General features: G+C 75.0%; 19 protein-coding genes. 10 read left to right on the top strand and 9 right to left on the bottom strand.

Features of this window, described 5'->3' with window-relative positions:
* Positions 1–6 precede the first annotated feature (6 nt).
* Together ACLWS4_RS20585 and ACLWS4_RS20580 are read right to left on the bottom strand one after the other, a co-directional pair.
* Positions 7–690: an HAD family hydrolase gene (locus ACLWS4_RS20585; protein ID WP_416874853.1), complete on the bottom strand. Its 684-nt coding sequence runs from the start codon at positions 688–690 to the stop codon at positions 7–9.
* Between the two features lie 22 nt (positions 691–712).
* Positions 713–1,288, bottom strand: a complete 576-nt coding sequence (locus tag ACLWS4_RS20580; protein ID WP_416874852.1) for an NUDIX hydrolase — start codon at positions 1,286–1,288, stop codon at positions 713–715.
* 311 nt (positions 1,289–1,599) lie between these two features.
* Here ACLWS4_RS20580 and ACLWS4_RS20575 point away from each other — a divergent pair, with 311 nt between their 5' ends.
* The 5 genes from ACLWS4_RS20575 to ACLWS4_RS20555 all read left to right on the top strand — a co-directional run bounded on the left by ACLWS4_RS20575 (position 1,600) and on the right by ACLWS4_RS20555 (position 6,566).
* Complete coding sequence (locus ACLWS4_RS20575) at positions 1,600–2,367, top strand: CDP-alcohol phosphatidyltransferase family protein (protein ID WP_388047458.1); 768 nt, start codon at positions 1,600–1,602, stop codon at positions 2,365–2,367.
* A gap of 149 nt (positions 2,368–2,516) precedes the next feature.
* Positions 2,517–3,071 (top strand): hypothetical protein, encoded by a 555-nt coding sequence (locus ACLWS4_RS20570; RefSeq protein WP_416874851.1) that lies wholly within the window; start codon positions 2,517–2,519, stop codon positions 3,069–3,071.
* A gap of 66 nt (positions 3,072–3,137) precedes the next feature.
* The gene (locus tag ACLWS4_RS20565; RefSeq protein ID WP_416874850.1) at positions 3,138–3,872 is read left to right on the top strand and encodes an RNA polymerase sigma factor; all 735 of its coding nucleotides are present in this window, start codon (positions 3,138–3,140) and stop codon (positions 3,870–3,872) included.
* A complete protein-coding gene (locus ACLWS4_RS20560; protein WP_416874849.1) occupies positions 3,869–4,624 on the top strand; it encodes a hypothetical protein in 756 nt (251 codons plus the stop codon). The genes ACLWS4_RS20565 and ACLWS4_RS20560 overlap by 4 nt, the downstream gene beginning before the upstream one ends.
* A gap of 208 nt (positions 4,625–4,832) precedes the next feature.
* Positions 4,833–6,566, top strand: coding sequence for a hypothetical protein (locus tag ACLWS4_RS20555; protein WP_416874848.1), 1,734 nt, complete (start codon positions 4,833–4,835; stop codon positions 6,564–6,566).
* 15 nt (positions 6,567–6,581) lie between these two features.
* Here ACLWS4_RS20555 and ACLWS4_RS20550 read toward each other — a convergent pair whose 3' ends face one another.
* Complete coding sequence (locus ACLWS4_RS20550) at positions 6,582–6,935, bottom strand: ArsR/SmtB family transcription factor (RefSeq protein WP_387968119.1); 354 nt, start codon at positions 6,933–6,935, stop codon at positions 6,582–6,584.
* A gap of 109 nt (positions 6,936–7,044) precedes the next feature.
* On the opposite strand from ACLWS4_RS20550, the gene ACLWS4_RS20545 reads away from it, so the two are divergent.
* The gene (locus tag ACLWS4_RS20545) at positions 7,045–8,100 is read left to right on the top strand and encodes a quinone oxidoreductase family protein (protein ID WP_416874847.1); all 1,056 of its coding nucleotides are present in this window, start codon (positions 7,045–7,047) and stop codon (positions 8,098–8,100) included.
* Positions 8,101–8,361: 261 nt separating this feature from the next.
* Here the strand turns inward: ACLWS4_RS20545 and ACLWS4_RS20540 are convergent, their stop codons facing one another.
* Positions 8,362–8,559, bottom strand: a complete 198-nt coding sequence (locus tag ACLWS4_RS20540; RefSeq protein WP_143204680.1) for a hypothetical protein — start codon at positions 8,557–8,559, stop codon at positions 8,362–8,364.
* A 165-nt stretch (positions 8,560–8,724) separates the two neighbouring features.
* Between ACLWS4_RS20540 and ACLWS4_RS20535 the strand changes: the two genes are divergently transcribed.
* Entirely contained in the window at positions 8,725–10,011 is a 1,287-nt protein-coding gene (locus tag ACLWS4_RS20535) for a helix-turn-helix transcriptional regulator (RefSeq protein WP_416874846.1), read from the top strand.
* 137 nt (positions 10,012–10,148) lie between these two features.
* Positions 10,149–10,985: an NAD(P)H-binding protein gene (locus ACLWS4_RS20530; RefSeq protein ID WP_416874845.1), complete on the top strand. Its 837-nt coding sequence runs from the start codon at positions 10,149–10,151 to the stop codon at positions 10,983–10,985.
* Positions 10,986–10,993: 8 nt separating this feature from the next.
* Here the strand turns inward: ACLWS4_RS20530 and ACLWS4_RS20525 are convergent, their stop codons facing one another.
* Both ACLWS4_RS20525 and ACLWS4_RS20520 read right to left on the bottom strand, forming a co-directional pair.
* Positions 10,994–11,656 (bottom strand): hypothetical protein, encoded by a 663-nt coding sequence (locus ACLWS4_RS20525; protein WP_416874844.1) that lies wholly within the window; start codon positions 11,654–11,656, stop codon positions 10,994–10,996.
* A gap of 202 nt (positions 11,657–11,858) precedes the next feature.
* Entirely contained in the window at positions 11,859–13,340 is a 1,482-nt protein-coding gene (locus tag ACLWS4_RS20520) for an MFS transporter (protein ID WP_416874868.1), read from the bottom strand.
* 220 nt (positions 13,341–13,560) lie between these two features.
* On the opposite strand from ACLWS4_RS20520, the gene ACLWS4_RS20515 reads away from it, so the two are divergent.
* Together ACLWS4_RS20515 and ACLWS4_RS20510 are read left to right on the top strand one after the other, a co-directional pair.
* The gene (locus ACLWS4_RS20515; RefSeq protein ID WP_049650286.1) at positions 13,561–14,016 is read left to right on the top strand and encodes a MarR family winged helix-turn-helix transcriptional regulator; all 456 of its coding nucleotides are present in this window, start codon (positions 13,561–13,563) and stop codon (positions 14,014–14,016) included.
* A gap of 100 nt (positions 14,017–14,116) precedes the next feature.
* Positions 14,117–14,761, top strand: a complete 645-nt coding sequence (locus ACLWS4_RS20510) for a hypothetical protein (RefSeq protein WP_416874843.1) — start codon at positions 14,117–14,119, stop codon at positions 14,759–14,761.
* 67 nt (positions 14,762–14,828) lie between these two features.
* Here ACLWS4_RS20510 and ACLWS4_RS20505 read toward each other — a convergent pair whose 3' ends face one another.
* The 3 genes from ACLWS4_RS20505 to ACLWS4_RS20495 are packed head-to-tail and all read right to left on the bottom strand — an operon-like array spanning position 14,829 to position 17,502.
* Entirely contained in the window at positions 14,829–15,566 is a 738-nt protein-coding gene (locus ACLWS4_RS20505; RefSeq protein ID WP_416874842.1) for a hypothetical protein, read from the bottom strand.
* Positions 15,567–15,600: 34 nt separating this feature from the next.
* Positions 15,601–16,635, bottom strand: coding sequence for a 2-dehydropantoate 2-reductase (locus ACLWS4_RS20500; RefSeq protein WP_416874841.1), 1,035 nt, complete (start codon positions 16,633–16,635; stop codon positions 15,601–15,603).
* A 45-nt stretch (positions 16,636–16,680) separates the two neighbouring features.
* Positions 16,681–17,502: a class II aldolase/adducin family protein gene (locus tag ACLWS4_RS20495; RefSeq protein ID WP_416874840.1), complete on the bottom strand. Its 822-nt coding sequence runs from the start codon at positions 17,500–17,502 to the stop codon at positions 16,681–16,683.
* Positions 17,503–17,525: the final 23 nt, after the last annotated feature.

Raw genomic sequence — 17,525 nt, 5'->3', positions numbered from 1 at the left:
GGGCCGTCAGAAGTGGCGCAGCAGCTCGGGGAAGGCCCCGAGCAGCAGCGTCGCCTCGTCCGGGCCGAGTTCCGCGTGCTCCAGCACCCAGGTGTGCTCGTGCGGGATGAAGACGGTGCGCAGGCCGGCCCGGCGGGCGGGGGCGATGTCGGACTTGGGCGAGTTGCCGATCATCCAGGTCCGGCCCGGGTCGAGGCCGAGGTCGGCGGTGAGCTGCCGGTAGGTGTCGACCGACTTCTCGGCGACGATGTGGACGCCGCGAAAGTGGTGGTCGATGGTGGACGCCGTCACCTTGCGCTGTTGTTCGCCCTGGTCGCCCTTGGTGAGCAGGAGCAGCTGGTGGCGGTCGGCGAGGGCGGCCAGGGTGTCGGCGACGCCGGCGATCAGTTCGACGTCGCGGCTGGTCAGCGGGGTGAGCAGGTCGTCGATCCGGGCCTGCTCGGCGGCCGTGGGGGTGCGGTCGTTGAGCCGCTGGAGGCAGTCGGCGAGGCTCTGCCGGAAGACGGTGGCGCCGTAGCCGAGGGTGGCGGAGTTGACGGCCTCGATCTCGTTCAGCAGGGCCCGGATACGCTGCTGCTCCTGCGGGGCGGCGACCCAGTCCAGGAAGCCGTCGATGACCCGCTCGAAGAGGACGTTGTTCTCCCAGAGCGTGTCGTCGGCGTCGAAGATCAGGGTCTGGTCGGTGTGCATCCGGTCGCTCTCCAAGGGGTGTTCAGGCGGACGGCAGCAGGCGGGCCGCGCGGTCGAGGGTCTCACGGAGGTTGTCCTCGGTGGTCCGCCGCTTGGCCTCCTCGACGGTGAGCCACTCCAGCGGGGACGCCGGGTTCTCCGGCCGGGCCTGCTCCGGGGTGGCGGTGGCCAGCAGGAAGCGCAGGTCGGCGTGCTCGTGGGCGGGTTCGGCGGGCGAGGCGGGGACGGGCACCACGGCGAGGTGGACGAGGGCGGGGCCGGGCCAGGGGGTGAGGTCGGTCAGGCCGGTCTCCTCCAGGCCCTCGCGCAGGGCGATGTCCAGCGGCCGGGTCTCGCCCGGGTCGCCGTGGCCGCCAACGTGCAGCCAGGCCTGCTGGCGGACGTGCCAGCGCAGCAGGACGCGGCGGGTGGGCGGGTGGACGATCAGCGCGGAGGCGGTGAAGTGGAGCGGGAAGGTGCCCCTGTTCCAGGCGTCGGCGACGCCGAGGAGGCGGCGGGCGCGCTCGTGGTCGGCGGTCTCCACCGGGCCGCGCGGACGGTGGTCGGCCAGCAGTCGGGCCGGGTCGGGGCTCTGGGACGGGCCGCCCGTGGTCACCATGGGTCTGCGCTCCTCGTTCCGCTCCGGGACCGCGGACCGCGTCAACCGGCGTACGGGGGCGGGCAGTCGGGCCCGGGGCTTCGGGTTCCGGCGAACCCGCGCAGCCTAGCCCGGGGGCGCTCGGGCGGCCCACCGGTTTTCACCGCGGGCGCTCCGGCGGACGCCCGCGACGCTCGCGCGCGAATTGAGCACCGGACGTTCCGACGACGGACACCTCCCGTACCTCCGGCGGCATGCCGCCTGGTCCGGGCGTTCCCCCGGAGGCCGTAGCCTGTGGTGATCGTTTTCGGGACAGGTGGAGGGATGTCGTCATGGTGGCTGCTCCGGCGCTCGCCGAGCTGCGCGAGGTGTGCCAGCCGCAGGCCAAGCTTCAGAGCCGCAACGGCGAGCACTGGGCGGGCCGGATGTACATGCGGCGGATCTCGCTGCGGACCACCCGGCAGCTGGTGCGCACCTCGGTGTCGCCGAACACCCTCACCTGGGTGATGGTGGTGTGCGGGGTGGGCGGCGGCGCGGCCCTGCTGATCCCGGGCCCGGCCGGTGCGGTGCTGGCCGTCGTGCTGTTCCAGCTGTTCCTGCTGTTCGACTGCGTGGACGGCGAAGTGGCGCGCTGGAAGCGCCAGTTCAGCATGGCCGGGGTGTACGTGGACCGGCTCGGCGCCTATCTGGCGGACGCCGCGCTGATGATCGGCGCGGGTGTCCGGGCGGCGCGCGGCGGGTCGGAGCTGTGGGTGTCGGCAGGTCTGGCGGCCGCGCTGGGCGTGGTGCTGCTCAAGGCCTCGACGGACCTGGTGGACGTGGCCCGCGCCCGCAGCGGGCAACTGCCGGCGACCGAGGAGTCGACGCAGCCGCGTTCCCAGGGCATCGCGACGGCCCGCAAGGTCGCCTCGCTGTTCAAGATCCACCGGGTGACGAACGGCATCGAGGCCTCGCTGGTGCTGCTGGCGGCGGCCGCGGTGGACGCCGGGCTCGGGAACCTGGACGCCACCCGGTGGACGCTCGCGGGCATCACGGCGATCACCTGGGGCATGGTGGTCGCGCACCTGGCGTCGATCCTGTCCTCCTCGCGGCTGCGCTGATCCGGGCGGCGCCCCGGCCGCCGGGCGACGGGGCGAGGCGCCCTGCTCCCGGGGGCCGAGGCGCCCCTCCCCCGCCCGGGGGAGCCCTCGGCGCCGGGCCCGCCGCCGGGGGGACGCGGCGGGCCCGGGCCGCGCGGAAGGGTGGGGGAATGACGACGCCCCGGCCCGCTGCCGCCACCACCGCCGTTCCCGCCCCGCCCCGTTGGGCCGTGCGCGCCGCCCACCTCGCCGCCGTCACCGCGCTGCCGGCCGGACTGTGGCGGCTCGGGCTGGTGGCGGGCTGGCACGGCGGGTACACGGAGGCGGGCTACCGGGCGATGGGCTTCACCGGGTGGGGCGCGGTGTGGCCGGTCTTCCTGAGCCTGGTCACCGAGGCGCTGGCGCTGCTCACGATCGGGCTGGTCCGCCCGTGGGGCACGGTGCCGCCGCGCTGGGTGCCGTTCCTCGGCGGCCGCCCGGTTCGCCCGCGTGCGGTGGTGCTCGCGGCCTCGCTCGGCGCCGTCGGCCTGGCCCTGCTGTGGACGCCGTTCGCCGGCTGGTGGGCCCTGCCGGGTACGGGCATGACCCCGCTCGGCCACACCCTGGTCGGCTTCCTCTACCTGCCGACCGTCGCCTGGGCGCCGCTGCTGGCGGCCGTCACCGTGTCGTACCACCGCCGCCACCGGGCGCCGTCAGCGGCGATGACGCTCCCGCGGACGGCCTGAAGCACAGCCGGCGGGCGTGTGACGCGGATCATGGCAGCGCCCGGGGCCCGCCGGACAGGACCGGGTGTGGAGCAATCGATACGGGCGCGGATCCGCGCCGGGGACGCCGAGGCGTTCGGGCAGGTCTTCGAGGATCACGCCCGGGCGGTGTACCGGCACGCCGTACGGATGACCGGGGACCGGACCGTCGCCGAGGACGTGGTCTCGCTGACCTTCCTGGAGGCCTGGCGGCTGCGCGCCCGGATCGCCCCCGAGCGGGAGGACGGCGCGGAGAGCCTGGCGCCGTGGCTGCTGGGCATCGCCGGGAACGTCATCCGCAACACCCGCAGGGCGGCGCGCCGGCACCAGAAGGCGATGGCCAAGCTGCCGCCGCGCGAGGTGGTGCCGGACTTCTCCGGCGAGCTGGCGGGCCGGATCGCCGACGCCGAGGAACTGGCCGCCGCGAAGGCCGCGTTGGAGCGGCTGCGGCCGGCCGAGCGGGAGGTCTTCGCGCTGTACGTGTGGGAGGGGCTGGACCACGCGGCCGTCGCCGAGGCGCTCGGCCGCCCGGTGGGTACGGTCCGCTCCCGGCTCTCGCGTGCCCGCGCCCGGCTGCGGGAGCTGACCGAGCGGGAGCTGGCCGCGGCGCGTTCGGCGCGGGCGGAGCAGCGGGGCGCGCCGCCGGCGGAGCAGCCGGGCACGCCGCCGGGGCAGCGGGCGGGCCACCGGGCGGCGGAGACCGCGCAACGCCCGGGCAGCACCGGACAGGTACCAGGTGACCGCACCCCCGCGGTCCGGCCGACCAAGGAGACGATCCGATGAGCGCCACCCCCCGGCACCGGTCCGAACAGGCCGATCGGGAGGAGCTGGCCCGGCTGCTGCCGGCCCCGGCCGCTCCGGTCCTCCCCCGGAGCCGCCACCTCCTGCTCAAGGAGCACCTGTTGGACAGCATCACCGACCCGGACGGCACCCCCGACACCCCCCGGCGCACCGCCCCCCGGCGCACCACCCGTCGGCGCGGCCTGCTCCTGGGCGCCGCCCTCCCGCTGGGACTGGCCGCCGCGCTGACCGGGGTCCTGCTCACCACCGGCACCGACGGCTCCGCCCCCGGCGGCGACGACAGCGGACGGTCGCTGGGCAGCAGCAGCGGTGTCGCGTACACCCTGGAGAGCGAGGAGGAGGTGGTCCGGCTGACCATCCTCGAGGACTACAAGCCGGTGGACGTGGACCAGTTGCAGCGCGACATCGACCGGTTCGGGATCCGCGCCCGGGTCTACCCCGGCGAGCCGGGCTGCAAGGCGCGCGAGCCGAAGCAGCCCTCCCACGTGGACCTCAGCGCCGGGTGGGACATCGAGCACGGGCCCGGGGAGCCGCTCGTGCTGACCGTCCACCCCCGTCGGCTCCCGGCGGGCACGGAGATCTTCATCTACCTGCCGCTGGCCAGGACTTCGCCGGCCAACAGCTCCCGCGAGATGCAGGCCGGACTGATGAAGTCCCCGGGCCCTTCCTGCATGCCGGCCAAGGAGTACGTCAACCCGCTGGCGAGCCTGTACCCGACCCCGCCGGCGAAATGACCCGGCCCGGCCCGTAGGCGCCCGCCCCCTTCCGTGGAACCAGTCGGACTACATATGCAGTCCAACGACATATACAGTCGTCCGACAGTCGACAGAAGGGGGCGCGCCCATGCCACCCCGCACCACGACCCGGCCGAACCCGACCCGGCCCGACCCGACTCCGCTCGCCACCGGTCGAAGCACCGCCCGAAGCACCGCCCGAACCGCCGTGCGTGCCACGGCCGCCACCGTCCGCGCCGCCGTCGTCCGGACCGCCGCCACCCGGCCCGCCGTCGTGCTGCTCGTCGGCTACCTGGCCGAGCTGCTGTTCCGTCTCGTCCTCGTCCGGTCCATGGACTTCCCGTCCGTCCACCCCGACGAGGACTCCTACCTCGCCGAGGCCCGGGTGCTGGCCGGCGGCTCGCCGACCGAGATCCCGGTCGGCGTGGTCATCCCCGGCGGCTACCCCCTGCTGATCTCCCCCGCGCTGCGCCTGGCCGACGACCCGACGACCGCCTACCACCTGGTCATGGGCGTCAACGCCGCCGTCAACGCCCTGGTCTTCCCGCTCGCCCACGTCGCGCTGCGCCGCCTCGGCCTGGACCGCCGCCTCTCGTACGCCTTCGCCGCCGCGACCGCGCTGCTGCCGCCGGTGGTCTTCTACTCGCAGTTCGCGCTGACCGACGCCGTCCTGCCCGTCCTGGTGCTCGCCTGGCTGCTCTGCCTGCACGGCTGGCTCGCCGACGGCCCGCCGCGGCGCCGCACCTGGCACGCCGTCGGGGCGGGGGCGTCGGCCGGCTACGCGATGGCGGTGCACGACCGCGGCGGCGTGGTGGTGGCGCTGACCGCCGCCGTCCTGCTCGGCGTCCTGCTGCTGCGCCGGGCGCCGTGGCGCGCCACGGCGGCCGGGCTCGCGGCGCTCGGCCTCGGTGTGCTCGGCGCCGAGCTGCTGTCGGCCTGGCTGCACGCGCGGTTCACCGTCCCGGACAGCGACGTCGGCGGCTCGCTCTGGAAGGGTCTGACCGATCCGGGCGCCGCCGTGCAGACCCTCGCCCGGGCGGCCGGTCAGATCTGGTACTTCACCGTCTCCACCTGGGGTGTCGGCGGGCTCGCCGTCGTCGCCTGCCTGTGCGCGGTGTTCGACCGCCGCCGGCCGCCCGCCCTGCGGACCACCGGCGGCGTGCTGGTGGCCCTGCTGTTCGGCACGGCCGTGGCCTCCGCCGCCGCCCTGCCGCTGGACGGCCGGGTCGACGACTGGGTGTACGCCCGGTACACCTCCTACCTCGTCCCGTCGGCCTTCGTCGCGGGCGTCGCGGTGCTCGCGCGGTACGGTCGCCGCGCGCTGGTCCGGACGGCGGCGGTCGCGGCCGGGCTCGTCCTGCTGCTCGCCGGGGTCGTGGCGCTGGCGGCCGGCGAGCGGCTGCACACGTCGATGTTCATCCCCTGGACCCTGCCCGACGTCTCCTTCCTGGCCGCGGACTGGGGCCGGATCGACCTGCCCCGCACCTGCGCCGCCGTGCTGGTCCTGCTCGGTGCGGCGGTCCTGGTCCGCCACGCCGGGGGCCGCCGGGTGCTCGGGGCGCTCGGCGTCTCGCTGGCGCTGTTCGCCGCCTTCGCCACCACGACGATCACCGCACAGGTCGCCCGGCCGCACGCGGAGGGCCGCGAGGGCCTGGCGACCGGCTTCACCCGCGCCGCCGGGATCACGGCGGACGACAACGTGGTGTTCGCCTGGGACGTCGACTGGTCGCTGCGCGCCGCCCAGACCTTCGAGGTCTACCGGGGGCGGGTCTGGTCCCGCGACCCCCGCTGGCAGCCCGTCCCGGCGGAGGCGAACGTGATGGTCCTCCCGCTGCCCGGGGAGGGGAAACCGCCGGAGGCGTACTGGCCGGGCCACCCCGCCGACTGGTACGTCGAGCGCTTCGACGCCCGGCAGAACTGGGCGGTCTGGCACCGGCGTTGAGCGCCCCGGTGTCGCCTAACCCGCCGTACCGGCGTGGGCGACGGCGGCGGCGTGGGCGGCGAGGACGGTGTCGAGCAGCCCGGGGAAGCGCTGCTCCAGGTCGACGGTACGCAGGGCGGAGAAGCGCCGGTTGGCCTCCTCGCGCTGGACGATCAGGCCGGACTCGCGGAGCACCTTGAAGTGGTGGCTCAGGGTGGAGGGCGCGACGTCCACCGGGAAGGTGCCGCAGGCCCGTTCGGGCTCGGTGCGCAGAACGCGGACGATGGTCATCCGGGTGGGGTCGGAGAGCGCGTGCAGGACGTCGAAGAGGTCGATCTCCTCGGCCGCGGGGTGGGCGAGCGCCGGTCGTCGGCGGGTGCTGCGGGGCATGGGTCGACCTCCCTGATCTGCGATGTTCGACATCCATGGAAATGGCGTGGTACCACTGTCCCGCGCCAATTTCGTCGTTCGTCGAACATCGTAGTCGAGGGGGCCCGACATGCGTGCGCTGGTGATGACCGCACCCGGTGGAGCGGAGAACTCGGAGGTCCGGGAGATCCCGGTGCCGCACCCCGGACCGGGCCAGGTGGCGGTCGACGTCGCCCACGCCGGACTGAACTTCGTGGACGTGATGACCCGCCGCGGCGACGCCGCGTACGCCGCCGAGTGGCCGTACCGGCCCGGCAAGGAGGTGTCCGGTACGGTCCGCGAGCTCGGCGCCGGGGTCACCGGCCTGGCGGTGGGCGACCGGGTGGTCGCCGCGCCGGTCGGCGCCGGGCTGGCCGAGGTGGTGGTCGCGGAGGCCGCGCTCACCGTGCCGCTCCCGGACGGGGTGGCGCTGCGCGAAGCCGCCGCCGTCCCGCTGGGCCTGGCCACCTCGGTGCTGCTGCTGACCGACGCGGGCCGCTTCACCGCCGGGGACACCGTCCTGGTCCACTCGGCGGGCGGCGGGATCGGCAACGCCGTTGCCCGGCTCGTCCCGCTGCTCGGCGGCGGCCGGCTGATCGGCACGGTCGGCCGGCCGGAGAAGGCCGCGGCGGCGCTCGCCTCCGGCTACGACCACGTCTTCGCCCGCGGCGCGGCCGACGGACCGGGCGCCGACGGACCTGGCGCCGACGGAAGCGGTAGCGGCGAAAGCGGCAGCGGCGGCGGACCGGCCGAGGCGATCCGCGCCGCCACCGGCGGCCGGGGCGTCGACCTGGTGCTCGACCCGCTGGGCACCGCCGCCCTCGACCTCGACCTCGCCGTGGCGGCGCCCGGCGCGCGGATCGTGCTGTTCGGCAACGCGGGCGGCGGCGCCGTCGCCGACCTGCCCCCGCTCGGCCACCTGATGGCGGGCAACCTGACCGTCACCGGCTTCAGCCACCGCGGCCTGGCCGCCACCGCCCCCGAGCGGCTGGCCCGCGCCGTCCGCCGGGTCCTCGGCCTCCTCGCCGACGGCGGCCTGGACCTGCCGGTCACCGAACTGCCCGGCCTCGACGCCGTCCCGGCCGCCCACGACGCCATGCAGGAGGGCCGGGCGACCGGCAAGTACGTGGTGCGCGTCGGCGGTTGAGCCCCTCGCACCCGCGGGTACGGCAACGCGCCCTGCACGGGAAGTCGACTCCGCCGACTTCCCGTGCAGGGCGCGCTACGTCACGTCACCGGGCGGATCAGCTCGCGGACCCGGCGGAGGCCCCGGCGGAGGAGGCGGAGGACGCGGAGCCGGCCCGGCCGGTGGCGGTGGGCGCGGTACGGACGGAACGCTTCAGAGCCATGTGCATGACAGGACTTCCCTTTCGATGAGGAGGGGACGGGAGTCGCCCGCGACGACGCGTCAGCTCAGCGGCTTGCCCGGGCACCAGGCGTCGCCCCAGGCCGTCGTCTGGACGCAGTGGTGGCCGTCGTGCACGCCGCCGGGTTCCGTCAGCGTCGCGCCGTCGAACACGGAGGCGCCGGCCGGGGCCACCCCGCCCAACCAGGCGGCGGCACCCAGCGCGACCACGGCCAGTGTCCGCGTCACGATTCCTCGCATGACGACAACTCCCATCACTTCGGGGACGGTTCCACACGTTCCGGGCGTTTCCGCAGTTCCTGCCGCATCGCCCGGTCCGTGCTCGTCACCCTGCCAGGCGGCGGATGGCCACGGCATCCCCCGCAGGGGATCATGAGCCTGCCTGGCAGCTTTAGGAGGCATGCGATGCACCCCGTGACCGGCCCCGACCCGACCGGCCCCGACCCGACCGCCGACGTGCCCGCGCTCGACAGCGCGGCCGTCACGCTCTACCGGTGGACGGTGGTGCACGAGCGCCTCACCCCGGCGACCCTCGCCCAGGCGGCGTCGGAGACCGACCTGACCCTGCCGGAGTGCGAGGCGGCCGTCCGGCAGCTCACCGGGGCCTGCCTCCTCCAGGAACTGTTCCCCGACGACCGCCGCACGGACGGGACCCGTACGGACGCGCCCCCGGTCGCCTGGCAGCCCGTCAGCCCCCAGGCCGCGACCGCCCAGCTGCTCTCCGCCCGCGACACCGCCCTGCGCGCCCGGGAGGAGGCCCTGCGCGAGCAGCGGCGGATCGTCCAGCAGCAGCGCGACGGCCTCGCGGCGCTGGTGCCCGTCTACCTCCAGGCCCGTCAGCACGCCTTCCCCCAGGGCACCATCGACCGCCTGCCGGACAAGTTCGCGGTGCGCTCGCTGCTCGCCGACGTGATCGACTCCTGCCGCAGCGAGGTGCTGGTCTCCAAGCACGGCGGTTCGTTCTCCCCCGCCGCCCTGCGCGAGGCGCTGCCGCGCGACCTGGCGCTGCTCGACCGGGGCGTCCGGATGCGCAGCCTCTACCAGCACGCGACCCGCTTCGACCAGCCCACCCGGGTGCACGCCGAGCAGCTCATCGAGGCCGGCGCCGAGATCCGGACGCTGCCGGAGGTGCTGCCGCAACTGATCATCGTGGACGGCTCGCTGGCCCTGCTGCCCGCCAGCTCCGGCGGCGCCCTGATCATCCGCGAGCCCGACCTGCTCTCCTACCTGCTGACGGTCTTCGAACGGGACTGGGAGAACGCGGCCCCGTTCGCCAGCGGCCCGCAGGCCGCGCACGACGTCACCAAGACGATGAAGCAGAGCATCCTGGTGCTGCTCGCGAAGGGCCTCAAGGACGAGTCCATCGCCCGCCGCCTCGGCATCTCCCTGCGCACCTGCCGCCGCCACGTCTCGGACCTGCTGGACGGCCTCGGCGCGCACAGCCGCTTCCAGGCCGGCGTGGTCGCCGAACGGCTGGGCCTGACCTCGCACCCGGTCCCGGACGCCCCGGCCCCCGACGAGGAGCCCGAACCGGCCCCGGCCTGCCCCGCCTGCGGCGGCCCGCTGACGGCCACCGCCCCCTCCTCCGCCGGCCCGCGCCCCGGCGGCCGCCCGCCCCGCTACTGCTCGCCCCGCTGCCGCTCCCGCGCCTACCGCACCCGGCAGCGGGAACGCGCGGACGGCGTCACGTAACCCCCCGGCGGCGTGACGTAACCCGGGACGCGCCCGCGAACCGGGCCGGTGGAGTCGGGCCGGTGGAGTCGGGCCGGTGGAGTCGGGCTGGTAGCCGCCCGGGCATAGCCCCGGGCGCACCGGTGTCGGGGGCGGGCATGACCAAGGTTCTGGCGATCGGCGCAACCGGCAGTGTGGGCAGGCACGTTGTGGCCTCGCTGGTCGAAGGCGGCCACGAGGTGCGGGCGTTGGTGCGCGACGAGGCGGCGTCCCGGCTCCCGGCGGGCGTCGAGGCCGTCGAGGGCGACCTGACCCGGCCCGAGAGCCTGGAGCCGGCGCTGGCCGGCGGGGTGGAGGCGGTCTACCTGATGTGGCCCGGGCTGCCCGTGCGGCCCCGGGTGGTGGAGCTGATCGCCCGGCACACCCGGCGGGTCGTCTACCTGTCGACGGACGTGGCGGACCTCGCCGACGACGAGCCGGCCGTCGTCTTCCACCAGGAGATCGAGCGGCTGATCCGGCGCTCGGGCCTGGAGTGGACCTTCGTCCGGGCGATCGACTTCGCGGGCAACCTGCCGGCCTGGGCCGACCAGGTGCGGGAGGGCGTGGTCCGCTGGCCGTACGGGCGGGCGCGGCGATCACCGGTGCACGAGCGGGACATCGCGGACGTCGCGGTGCGGGCGCTCACCGAGGACGGGCACGGCGGCGCCGCGTACGTGCTCACCGGCCCGGAGTCGCTCTCGCACGCCGAGCCGGCCGGGATCATCGGCGAGGAGCTGGGCGTCGCGGTGCGGTGGGAGGAGCTGCCGCCGGAGACGGCCCGCGAGGAGCTGACGGCGGCCTGGGGGAACGCCGCGTTCGTGGCGGCCCGGCTGCGCGCCTGGGAGTCGTTCACCCGGGAGCCGGAGCGGGTGACCGGCACCGTGCGGGAGGTGCTCGGGCGTCCGCCGCGCGATGTCCGCAGCTGGGTGCGGGACCACGCGGCGGACTTCCGCTAGGGCGGGCGTCAGTACCGGACGGCCTTGACCACCACCGGCAGCAGCGTCCGGTCGGCCGGCTGCCTGCTGAAGGCGACGGGCTCGGCCGTGCCGTTCGCCGGGACGTTCTCGGCGCCGACGACGGCGCTGTCCACGGTCTTGCCGCTGGTGTCGGTGAAGTCGACCTGGACGGCGTAGGAGGCCGCTTCGAGCCCCCGGTTGCGGATCGTGACGACCACGGCGTGCAGGCCGCCGGTGTTCTGCCGGTTGATGCCGGTGATCGCGACGTCGTTCACCGCGTTGCCGCCGTCCGGCTCCCCGCTGAGCACCGAGGCGGCCTTCTCCCTGGTCGTCACCTGCTGCGCCGAGACGGAGGCCTCGAAGGCGGAGGCCGCCGCGGCCTTGGAGGCGACGGACGCCGCGGAGGCCTCCGAGGCCGCGGCGATGGCCGCGGACGCCGAGGCCAGCAGCGACTCGGCGGCGGAGGCGACGGCGGAGGGCGGCTCGCCGGAGAAGGCGCCCGCGTTGGGCGGGGTGGCCGTCGCCGAACCGGCCGCCGTGCCCGAGGAGCTGCTGCTGCAGGCCGCGAGCACGGCGACGCCGGAGGCCGCCACGATCAGCGCGACCGTCCGCTGCGGCGTCCACCTCCGGCCCGGTCGGCGGTGGCTGGGGGGACTGTGGAGTTCACGCACCGAGGGATCCCTCTCCTGGTCGGTGTTCGGCGGCCGAGGGGCCCGTACGTCCCCATGCTTGGCAACATCCCGCTCCACAGCGACAGCTCCTGACCCGTCCGAGTGGCCCGGGCTCCGGCGGAACGGCGGACCGGGAAAGACGGACCGCCCCGGGCGCGCGAGCACGGCGCGCCCGGGGCGGGGCTTCGAGGACCGGCGGAGCTCAGGCCTTGGCCTGGTCCGCCTCCTCGGCGCCGGCCCCCGCCGGCACGGGGACGGAGCGCAGCCGGGACGCGGGCGGCGCGGGGATGACGGCGGCGACGGCGGCCGCGATCAGCGCGACGGCGCAGCCGATCACCAGGCCGACCCGGAAGCCGCCCTCCGAGGGCAGGGTGTGGCCGCCCAGGGTGACGGTCATCTGCGACAGCACCACGCCCATCACGGCGGCGGACACCGAGGTGCCCAGCGAGCGCATCAGGGTGTTGAAGCTGTTCGCCGAGGCCGTCGCGGTCAGCGGCACCGCGCTCATGATCAGCGCGGGCATCGCACCGTAGGCCAGGCCCACGCCGCTGTTGCAGACGATCGTCACGATCAGCACGCCCCAGGTGGAGCCCATCAGGGGCAGCGCCAGCCCGTACCCGACGGCGATCGTCAGCGCCCCGGCGACCAGGGTGAACTTCGGTCCGCGCGCGGCCGACAGCTTGCCGCCGAACGGGGAGACGACCATCATCATCAGCCCGCCGGGCGCCATCCACAGGCCCATCGCCAGCATCGACTGCCCGAGCCCGTAGCCGGTGGCCTCCGGCAGCTGGAGCAGCTGCGGCACGATCAGCGCCTGGGCGTACATGCCGAAGCCGACCAGGACGGAGGCGGCGTTGGTCAGCAGCACCCGGGGGCGCGCGGTGACCCGCAGGTCCACCAGCGGCTCGGTAACACGCAGCTCCCAGCGGGCCCAGAGCAGCAGGATCGCGGCGGAGGCGGTGAACAGGCCGAGGGTCCGGGTGCTGCCCCAGCCCCAGTCGCCGCCCTTGGAGACGGGCAGCAGCAGGCAGACCAGGCCGACGCTGAGGCCGATCGCGCCGACGTAGTCGAAGCGCCCCCCGGCGGCGGGGCGGCCGCCCGAGGAAGCGGAAGCGGCCGGGGCCGGGATGATGACCCAGAGCAGGCCGATGATGACGACGGCCAGCACGGCGGTGCCCCAGAACAGCACGCGCCAGCTGGCGTAGTCGGCGACGCCGGCCGCGATCGGCAGGCCGAGGCCGCCGCCGATCCCCATGGAGGCGCTGACCAGGGCGATCGCCGAGCCGAGCCGCTCGGGCGGTAGCACGTCGCGCAGCAGGCTGATGCCGATCGGCACCAGGCCCATGCCCATGCCCTGCAGCGCCCGTCCGGCGATCATCGGCACCACGGAGTCGGCCACCGCGCACAGCACCGAGCCGAGCAGCAGCGGGACGCAGGAGGCGATGAGCATCGTCCGCTTGCCGAGGAGGTCGCCGAGGCGGCCGCTGATCGGGACGAAGACGGCGGCGGAGAGCAGGGTCGCGGTGATGACCCAGGAGGCGTTGGACGCGCTGGTGTGCAGGAGTTGCGGGAGCTGGCTGATCAGCGGGGTGACCAGGGTCTGCATGATCGCGGCGACGGTGCCGGTGAAGGCGAGCACCGCCACGATCGGACCGGTGCGGGGGGTGGGGGCGGGGCCGTTGATGACGGGCCTCCTCGGGCGGTCGAAGAGCAGTCGAAGAACGTTCGAAGAGCGTTCGAGAGCGGAAACATGCACAAAACACACGATGTGCATGAAACACAAGACGGTCAGCTTACACAGGATGTGCGCGATGCACATCATGTGTGCCGCGCATGCCTCTGGCATACTGAAGGGTGATCCACGGAGAACCCGCAGGTCGAAGCGGTGATGAAGGGACTTCGACATGACCAGCCCCACGCACGAGGTCGCCCTCGAGTTCCTGGTGTTCGCCCGGCACCGCGACCTCAGCCAGGTCAACGCCCGCCCCGAGGGCAGCCAGCTCGAACGCAGCGCCTACATCCTGCTCAGCCGGGTCGACGCCGAAGGGCCGATGTCCATCGGCCAGCTGAGCGACGCCTTCGCCCTGGACGTCTCCACCCTCAACCGGCAGACGGCGGCCCTGAAGAGCGCGGGACTGCTCGAACGCATCCCGGACCCGGACGGCGGCATCGCCCGCAAGTTCCGCCTCACCGAGGAGGGCCGCCGCCGGCTGGACGCGGAACGCGAGGCGCACGTACGGGCACTGAACCTCGTGATGACGGACTGGCCGGAGGAGGACATCGCCTCCTTCGCCGGCTTCCTGCGCCGCTTCAACACCGGCATCGAGCGGCTCGACGGCCGCCCCTGGCCGCGCGACTGAGCCGACGCGGGCGCCGCACGGGACGTCGGCCCGTCAGGGGAGCGCACGGGAAGTCGGCGGGGCCGACTTCTCGCGCGGGGCGGCCTGGAGAATGCCCGGCATGGGAACGGACATCAACGGATTCATCGAGTGCCGGGCATGGTTCCCGCGCGACGAGGACGGGAAGCCGACCTGGCAGGCCGCCGTCGCCCTCGACCTCCTCAACACCACCAGGAACTACGACGCCTTCGGCTGCCTCTTCGGGGTCCGCAACCACGCCAACTTCCGTCCGCTGGCCGCCGATCGCGGACTGCCGCCGGACGCCTCGCAGACCGTGCGGGCGGCGGTGGACACGTACGGGACCACCTTCTACGGCACCACCTGGATCACCTGGGCCGAGGTGAGGGCCGTGGACTGGGCCGAGGCGGCGGAGGCACCCGACAGCCGGCTCCACGAGTACCGGCGGACCCCCGACGGGCTCACGCTCGTCGGCAAGAGCGCCTGGAACCGGCGCTTCGGCGAGACCCTCGGCATTCCCGAACCGGTGCCGACACCGGGACCGGGGTCGGAGCCGGGCGAGGTGCGGACCTGGCCCGAGGGCAGCGAGTGGGTGGTCGACGACGTCGTCTACCGCTCCGAGCGGATGGACCGCCGCGACGCCGTCCGCGAGGACGGCGAGTGGAAGCCGGTCTGGACGGTCATGGAGGCCCTCGCCTCGCAGCACGGTGACGACAACGTCCGGCTGGTGGTCTGGTTCGACTACTGAGCGGCGCCCGCCCGCAAGCGGCGCCCGCCCGCAAGCGCCGCCCGCCGGCCGCAGCCCGGCGGCCGGCTCAGCCCTCGGCCCGGATCCGGTCGGCGACCGGGAAGTCGGTCCCGCAGTCGGGGCAGGTCGCACCGCCGAACACGTGGGTCAGCGCGTGCGCGACCTCGCGCTGTCCGTCGGCGAGCGCGAGGTCGTGGAGGCGCCGCCCGATGCCGTCCAGGTCCGCGGGGTCGGCCGGCCGCAGGGGCCGGGTCTCGATGTCCCCGCCGGTGAGCGCGTAGTCCTCGCCGGTGGAGAAGTGGCCGCGTTCGCCGAAGACGATGAACAGGCCCGCCCCGCAGCCCGGGCAGGAGACCTCGTACTCCTCGCTCCCGAGCCCCCAGGCCAGGTCCTCGCTCCACCCCGCGACGCCCTCGAAGCCCAGGACGGCTTCCAGGAGGTGGACGTACTCCCCGCGGTCCGTGGCCGTCCGCAGGTACCGGTTCGCGGCTTCCAGCAGTCCGGCGATCTCCGCCGCGTGCTCCGCGCGGACGTCGCCCGACTCGTGCGACTGGTCGGCGCCGGCCGTGATCGCGCCCGCCAGCACCACCGCGTTGACCGCCTGGTCCCGGTCCCCGCGCCCGGCCGTGCCCGCCAGCCAGGGCAGTGCCGCGAAGCTGGCCGGGTAGACGCTGCCCTGGTGGCACAGGGCGGACCACAGGTCGTTCCAGAGCTCGGCGCTGGGCTCCGCCGCGATCCGGTCCAGCAGGGCGGGTACGTCCTCGGCGGAGCCGTAGGCGTGGTGGAGGCGCGACCAGTCCGTCATGCGGCGATCCAACCAGGTCGACGGGCGCCAGCCGTCAGCGGGCCGGGGGGAGTTGGGCGAGGAGGGCGGGGCCGGTCCAGGCGGGGGTGGCGGCTGGGGCGGCGGCCTCGGCCCGGCGGACGAGGGTGATCAGGCGGGCGTTGGCGGGGGCGGTGAGGCCGTGGCGTTCGGCGAGGGCGACGATCTCGCCTTGGAGCGAGTCGATCTCGGTGGGGCGGCCGCGCTGGAGGTCCTCCCACATCGAGGAGCGGGCGGTGGCGTCGATCCGCAGGCTCGCCCCGGCCAGCCGCTGGAACAGGGCGTCCGGCAGGCCGAGCACCCAGGGCATCAGCCCCGGCGGCACCGGGCCGAGCCGCGCCGGGGTGACCCCGGCGGCCCGGAACGCCGCCAGCGCCTCCCGCTGGCAGCGCGCCACGCACCGCCGGTACGCCCGCTGCCCGACCTGCTCGCGCAGCGGAAGCCCGGAGAGCGCGTTGACGGCGTTGTTGAGGTTCAGCAGCAGCTTGGCCGCCTGGACGGCCGGCATGTCCGGCCGCAGGTCCAGCCGGAGCCCGCTCGCCCGGGCCGCCCCGGCGAGGGCGGCGGCGCCCTCCCCCGCCGCCAGCATCAGCGACCCGCCGCTGCCCTGGTGAACGGCGGCGGGCCCGGTCCGCACCACGTTGTACGGGACCATGCCGGCCAGCACCCGGTGGGCGGGCAGCGCGGCCGCGAGCGCCCGGGTGTTGCGCAGGCCGTTCTGGAAGCTCACCACCACCGTGTCCGGGCCGAGGTGCGGGGCGAGTTCGCGGGCGGCGGTCGCGGTGTCGGCGGACTTCACGGTGACCAGGATGTGGTCGGCGCCGGCCACGGCCGCCGGGTCGGTGGCGGCGGTCAGGTCCCGTACCTCGCGGCGGGCCCCGCCCGGGCCGGTGAGGGTCAGCCCGGCCGCGTCGATCGCCGCCATCGCCGCCGGCCGCCCGATCAGGGTGACGTCGGCGGTCGCGGCGAGCATGCCGCCGAGGTGGCAGCCGATGGAGCCGGCGCCGAACACGGCGATCCGGAGCCTGCGTTGGGCGGGGGTGGCGGGCACGGGGGGCTTCTCCGAGGGGTGGGCGGACGGGGAGGGCGGGGGCCGTCAGTCGAAGAGGTCGGGGTCCGAGGCGGTGATCTGGTCCCACAGCGGGCGGGCCTGGAACCAGCCGGCCAGCGGGGTCCCGACCTGGCCCCGGGTGATCAGCGCGGTCTCCCGGTCGATCGGCTTGGGGGTGCCGGCCGCCATCGCGAGCAGCTGCGCCTGGCAGGAGCGCTCCATGGTGACGAACCACCAGACCGCCTCGGCCACGGACTGGCCGACGGTCAACAGGCCGTGGTTCTGCAGGATGACGGCCTTGTGACTGCCGAGCGCGGCGGCAACCCTCTTGCCCTCCTCGGTGTCGGTCACGACGCCCCGGTAGTCGCTGTACAGGCCGTGGTCCTCGAAGAAGGCGCAGGCGTCCTGGGTCAGCGGGGCGAGCGGGATGCCGAGGCTGGAGAAGGCCTTGCCGTGGAGCGAGTGCGAGTGGGCGGCGGCGACCGCGTCGGGGCGGGCGGCGTGCACCTGGGAGTGGATGGCGAAGGCGGCCCGGTTCACCGGGCGGGTGCCGTGCAGCAGGGTGCCCTCGTGGTCGACCAGGATCAGGTCGGAGGCCTTGATCTGGCTGAAGCTCATACCGAACGGGTTCACCCAGAACCGGTCCGGGTGCTCCGGGTCGCGGACGGTGATGTGCCCGGCGACGCCCTCCGAGAAGCCGAACCGCCCGAACAGGCGGAAGCCCGCAGCGAGTTGCTCCTTGCGGTACCGGCGCTCCTCGTCCACCGAGTCGAACACCGGCGGCAACGGCAGGGTGACCCCTTCGGGGGCGGGGCCCACGACGCCGATCGCCGCGTACGGGTCGGCGGGCTGCTGCGGTACGGGCATGGCGGCTCCTCGGGGTGAGGTCG

Origin of the sequence: Kitasatospora sp. SC0581 (assembly GCF_048159585.1) — a bacterium.
Classification (GTDB): domain Bacteria; phylum Actinomycetota; class Actinomycetes; order Streptomycetales; family Streptomycetaceae; genus Kitasatospora.
The sequence above is the reverse complement of the archived record's forward strand: the minus strand, read 5'-3'. Positions and strand labels throughout refer to the sequence as shown.

Bases quoted from the DNA above. Each gene is read 5' to 3' on its own strand.
- ACLWS4_RS20535 (WP_416874846.1), top strand. From the start codon at position 8,725: ATGCACCCCGTGACCGGCCCCGACCCGACCGGCCCCGACCCGACCGCC.
- ACLWS4_RS20510 (WP_416874843.1), top strand. From the start codon at position 14,117: ATGGGAACGGACATCAACGGATTCATCGAGTGCCGGGCATGGTTCCCG.
- ACLWS4_RS20545 (WP_416874847.1), top strand. From the start codon at position 7,045: ATGCGTGCGCTGGTGATGACCGCACCCGGTGGAGCGGAGAACTCGGAG.
- ACLWS4_RS20540 (WP_143204680.1), bottom strand. From the start codon at position 8,559: ATGCGAGGAATCGTGACGCGGACACTGGCCGTGGTCGCGCTGGGTGCC.
- ACLWS4_RS20495 (WP_416874840.1), bottom strand. From the start codon at position 17,502: ATGCCCGTACCGCAGCAGCCCGCCGACCCGTACGCGGCGATCGGCGTC.
- ACLWS4_RS20515 (WP_049650286.1), top strand. From the start codon at position 13,561: ATGACCAGCCCCACGCACGAGGTCGCCCTCGAGTTCCTGGTGTTCGCC.
- ACLWS4_RS20575 (WP_388047458.1), top strand. From the start codon at position 1,600: ATGGTGGCTGCTCCGGCGCTCGCCGAGCTGCGCGAGGTGTGCCAGCCG.
- ACLWS4_RS20585 (WP_416874853.1), bottom strand. From the start codon at position 690: ATGCACACCGACCAGACCCTGATCTTCGACGCCGACGACACGCTCTGG.
- ACLWS4_RS20550 (WP_387968119.1), bottom strand. From the start codon at position 6,935: ATGCCCCGCAGCACCCGCCGACGACCGGCGCTCGCCCACCCCGCGGCC.
- ACLWS4_RS20560 (WP_416874849.1), top strand. From the start codon at position 3,869: ATGAGCGCCACCCCCCGGCACCGGTCCGAACAGGCCGATCGGGAGGAG.
- ACLWS4_RS20570 (WP_416874851.1), top strand. From the start codon at position 2,517: ATGACGACGCCCCGGCCCGCTGCCGCCACCACCGCCGTTCCCGCCCCG.
- ACLWS4_RS20580 (WP_416874852.1), bottom strand. From the start codon at position 1,288: ATGGTGACCACGGGCGGCCCGTCCCAGAGCCCCGACCCGGCCCGACTG.
- ACLWS4_RS20530 (WP_416874845.1), top strand. From the start codon at position 10,149: ATGACCAAGGTTCTGGCGATCGGCGCAACCGGCAGTGTGGGCAGGCAC.
- ACLWS4_RS20505 (WP_416874842.1), bottom strand. From the start codon at position 15,566: ATGACGGACTGGTCGCGCCTCCACCACGCCTACGGCTCCGCCGAGGAC.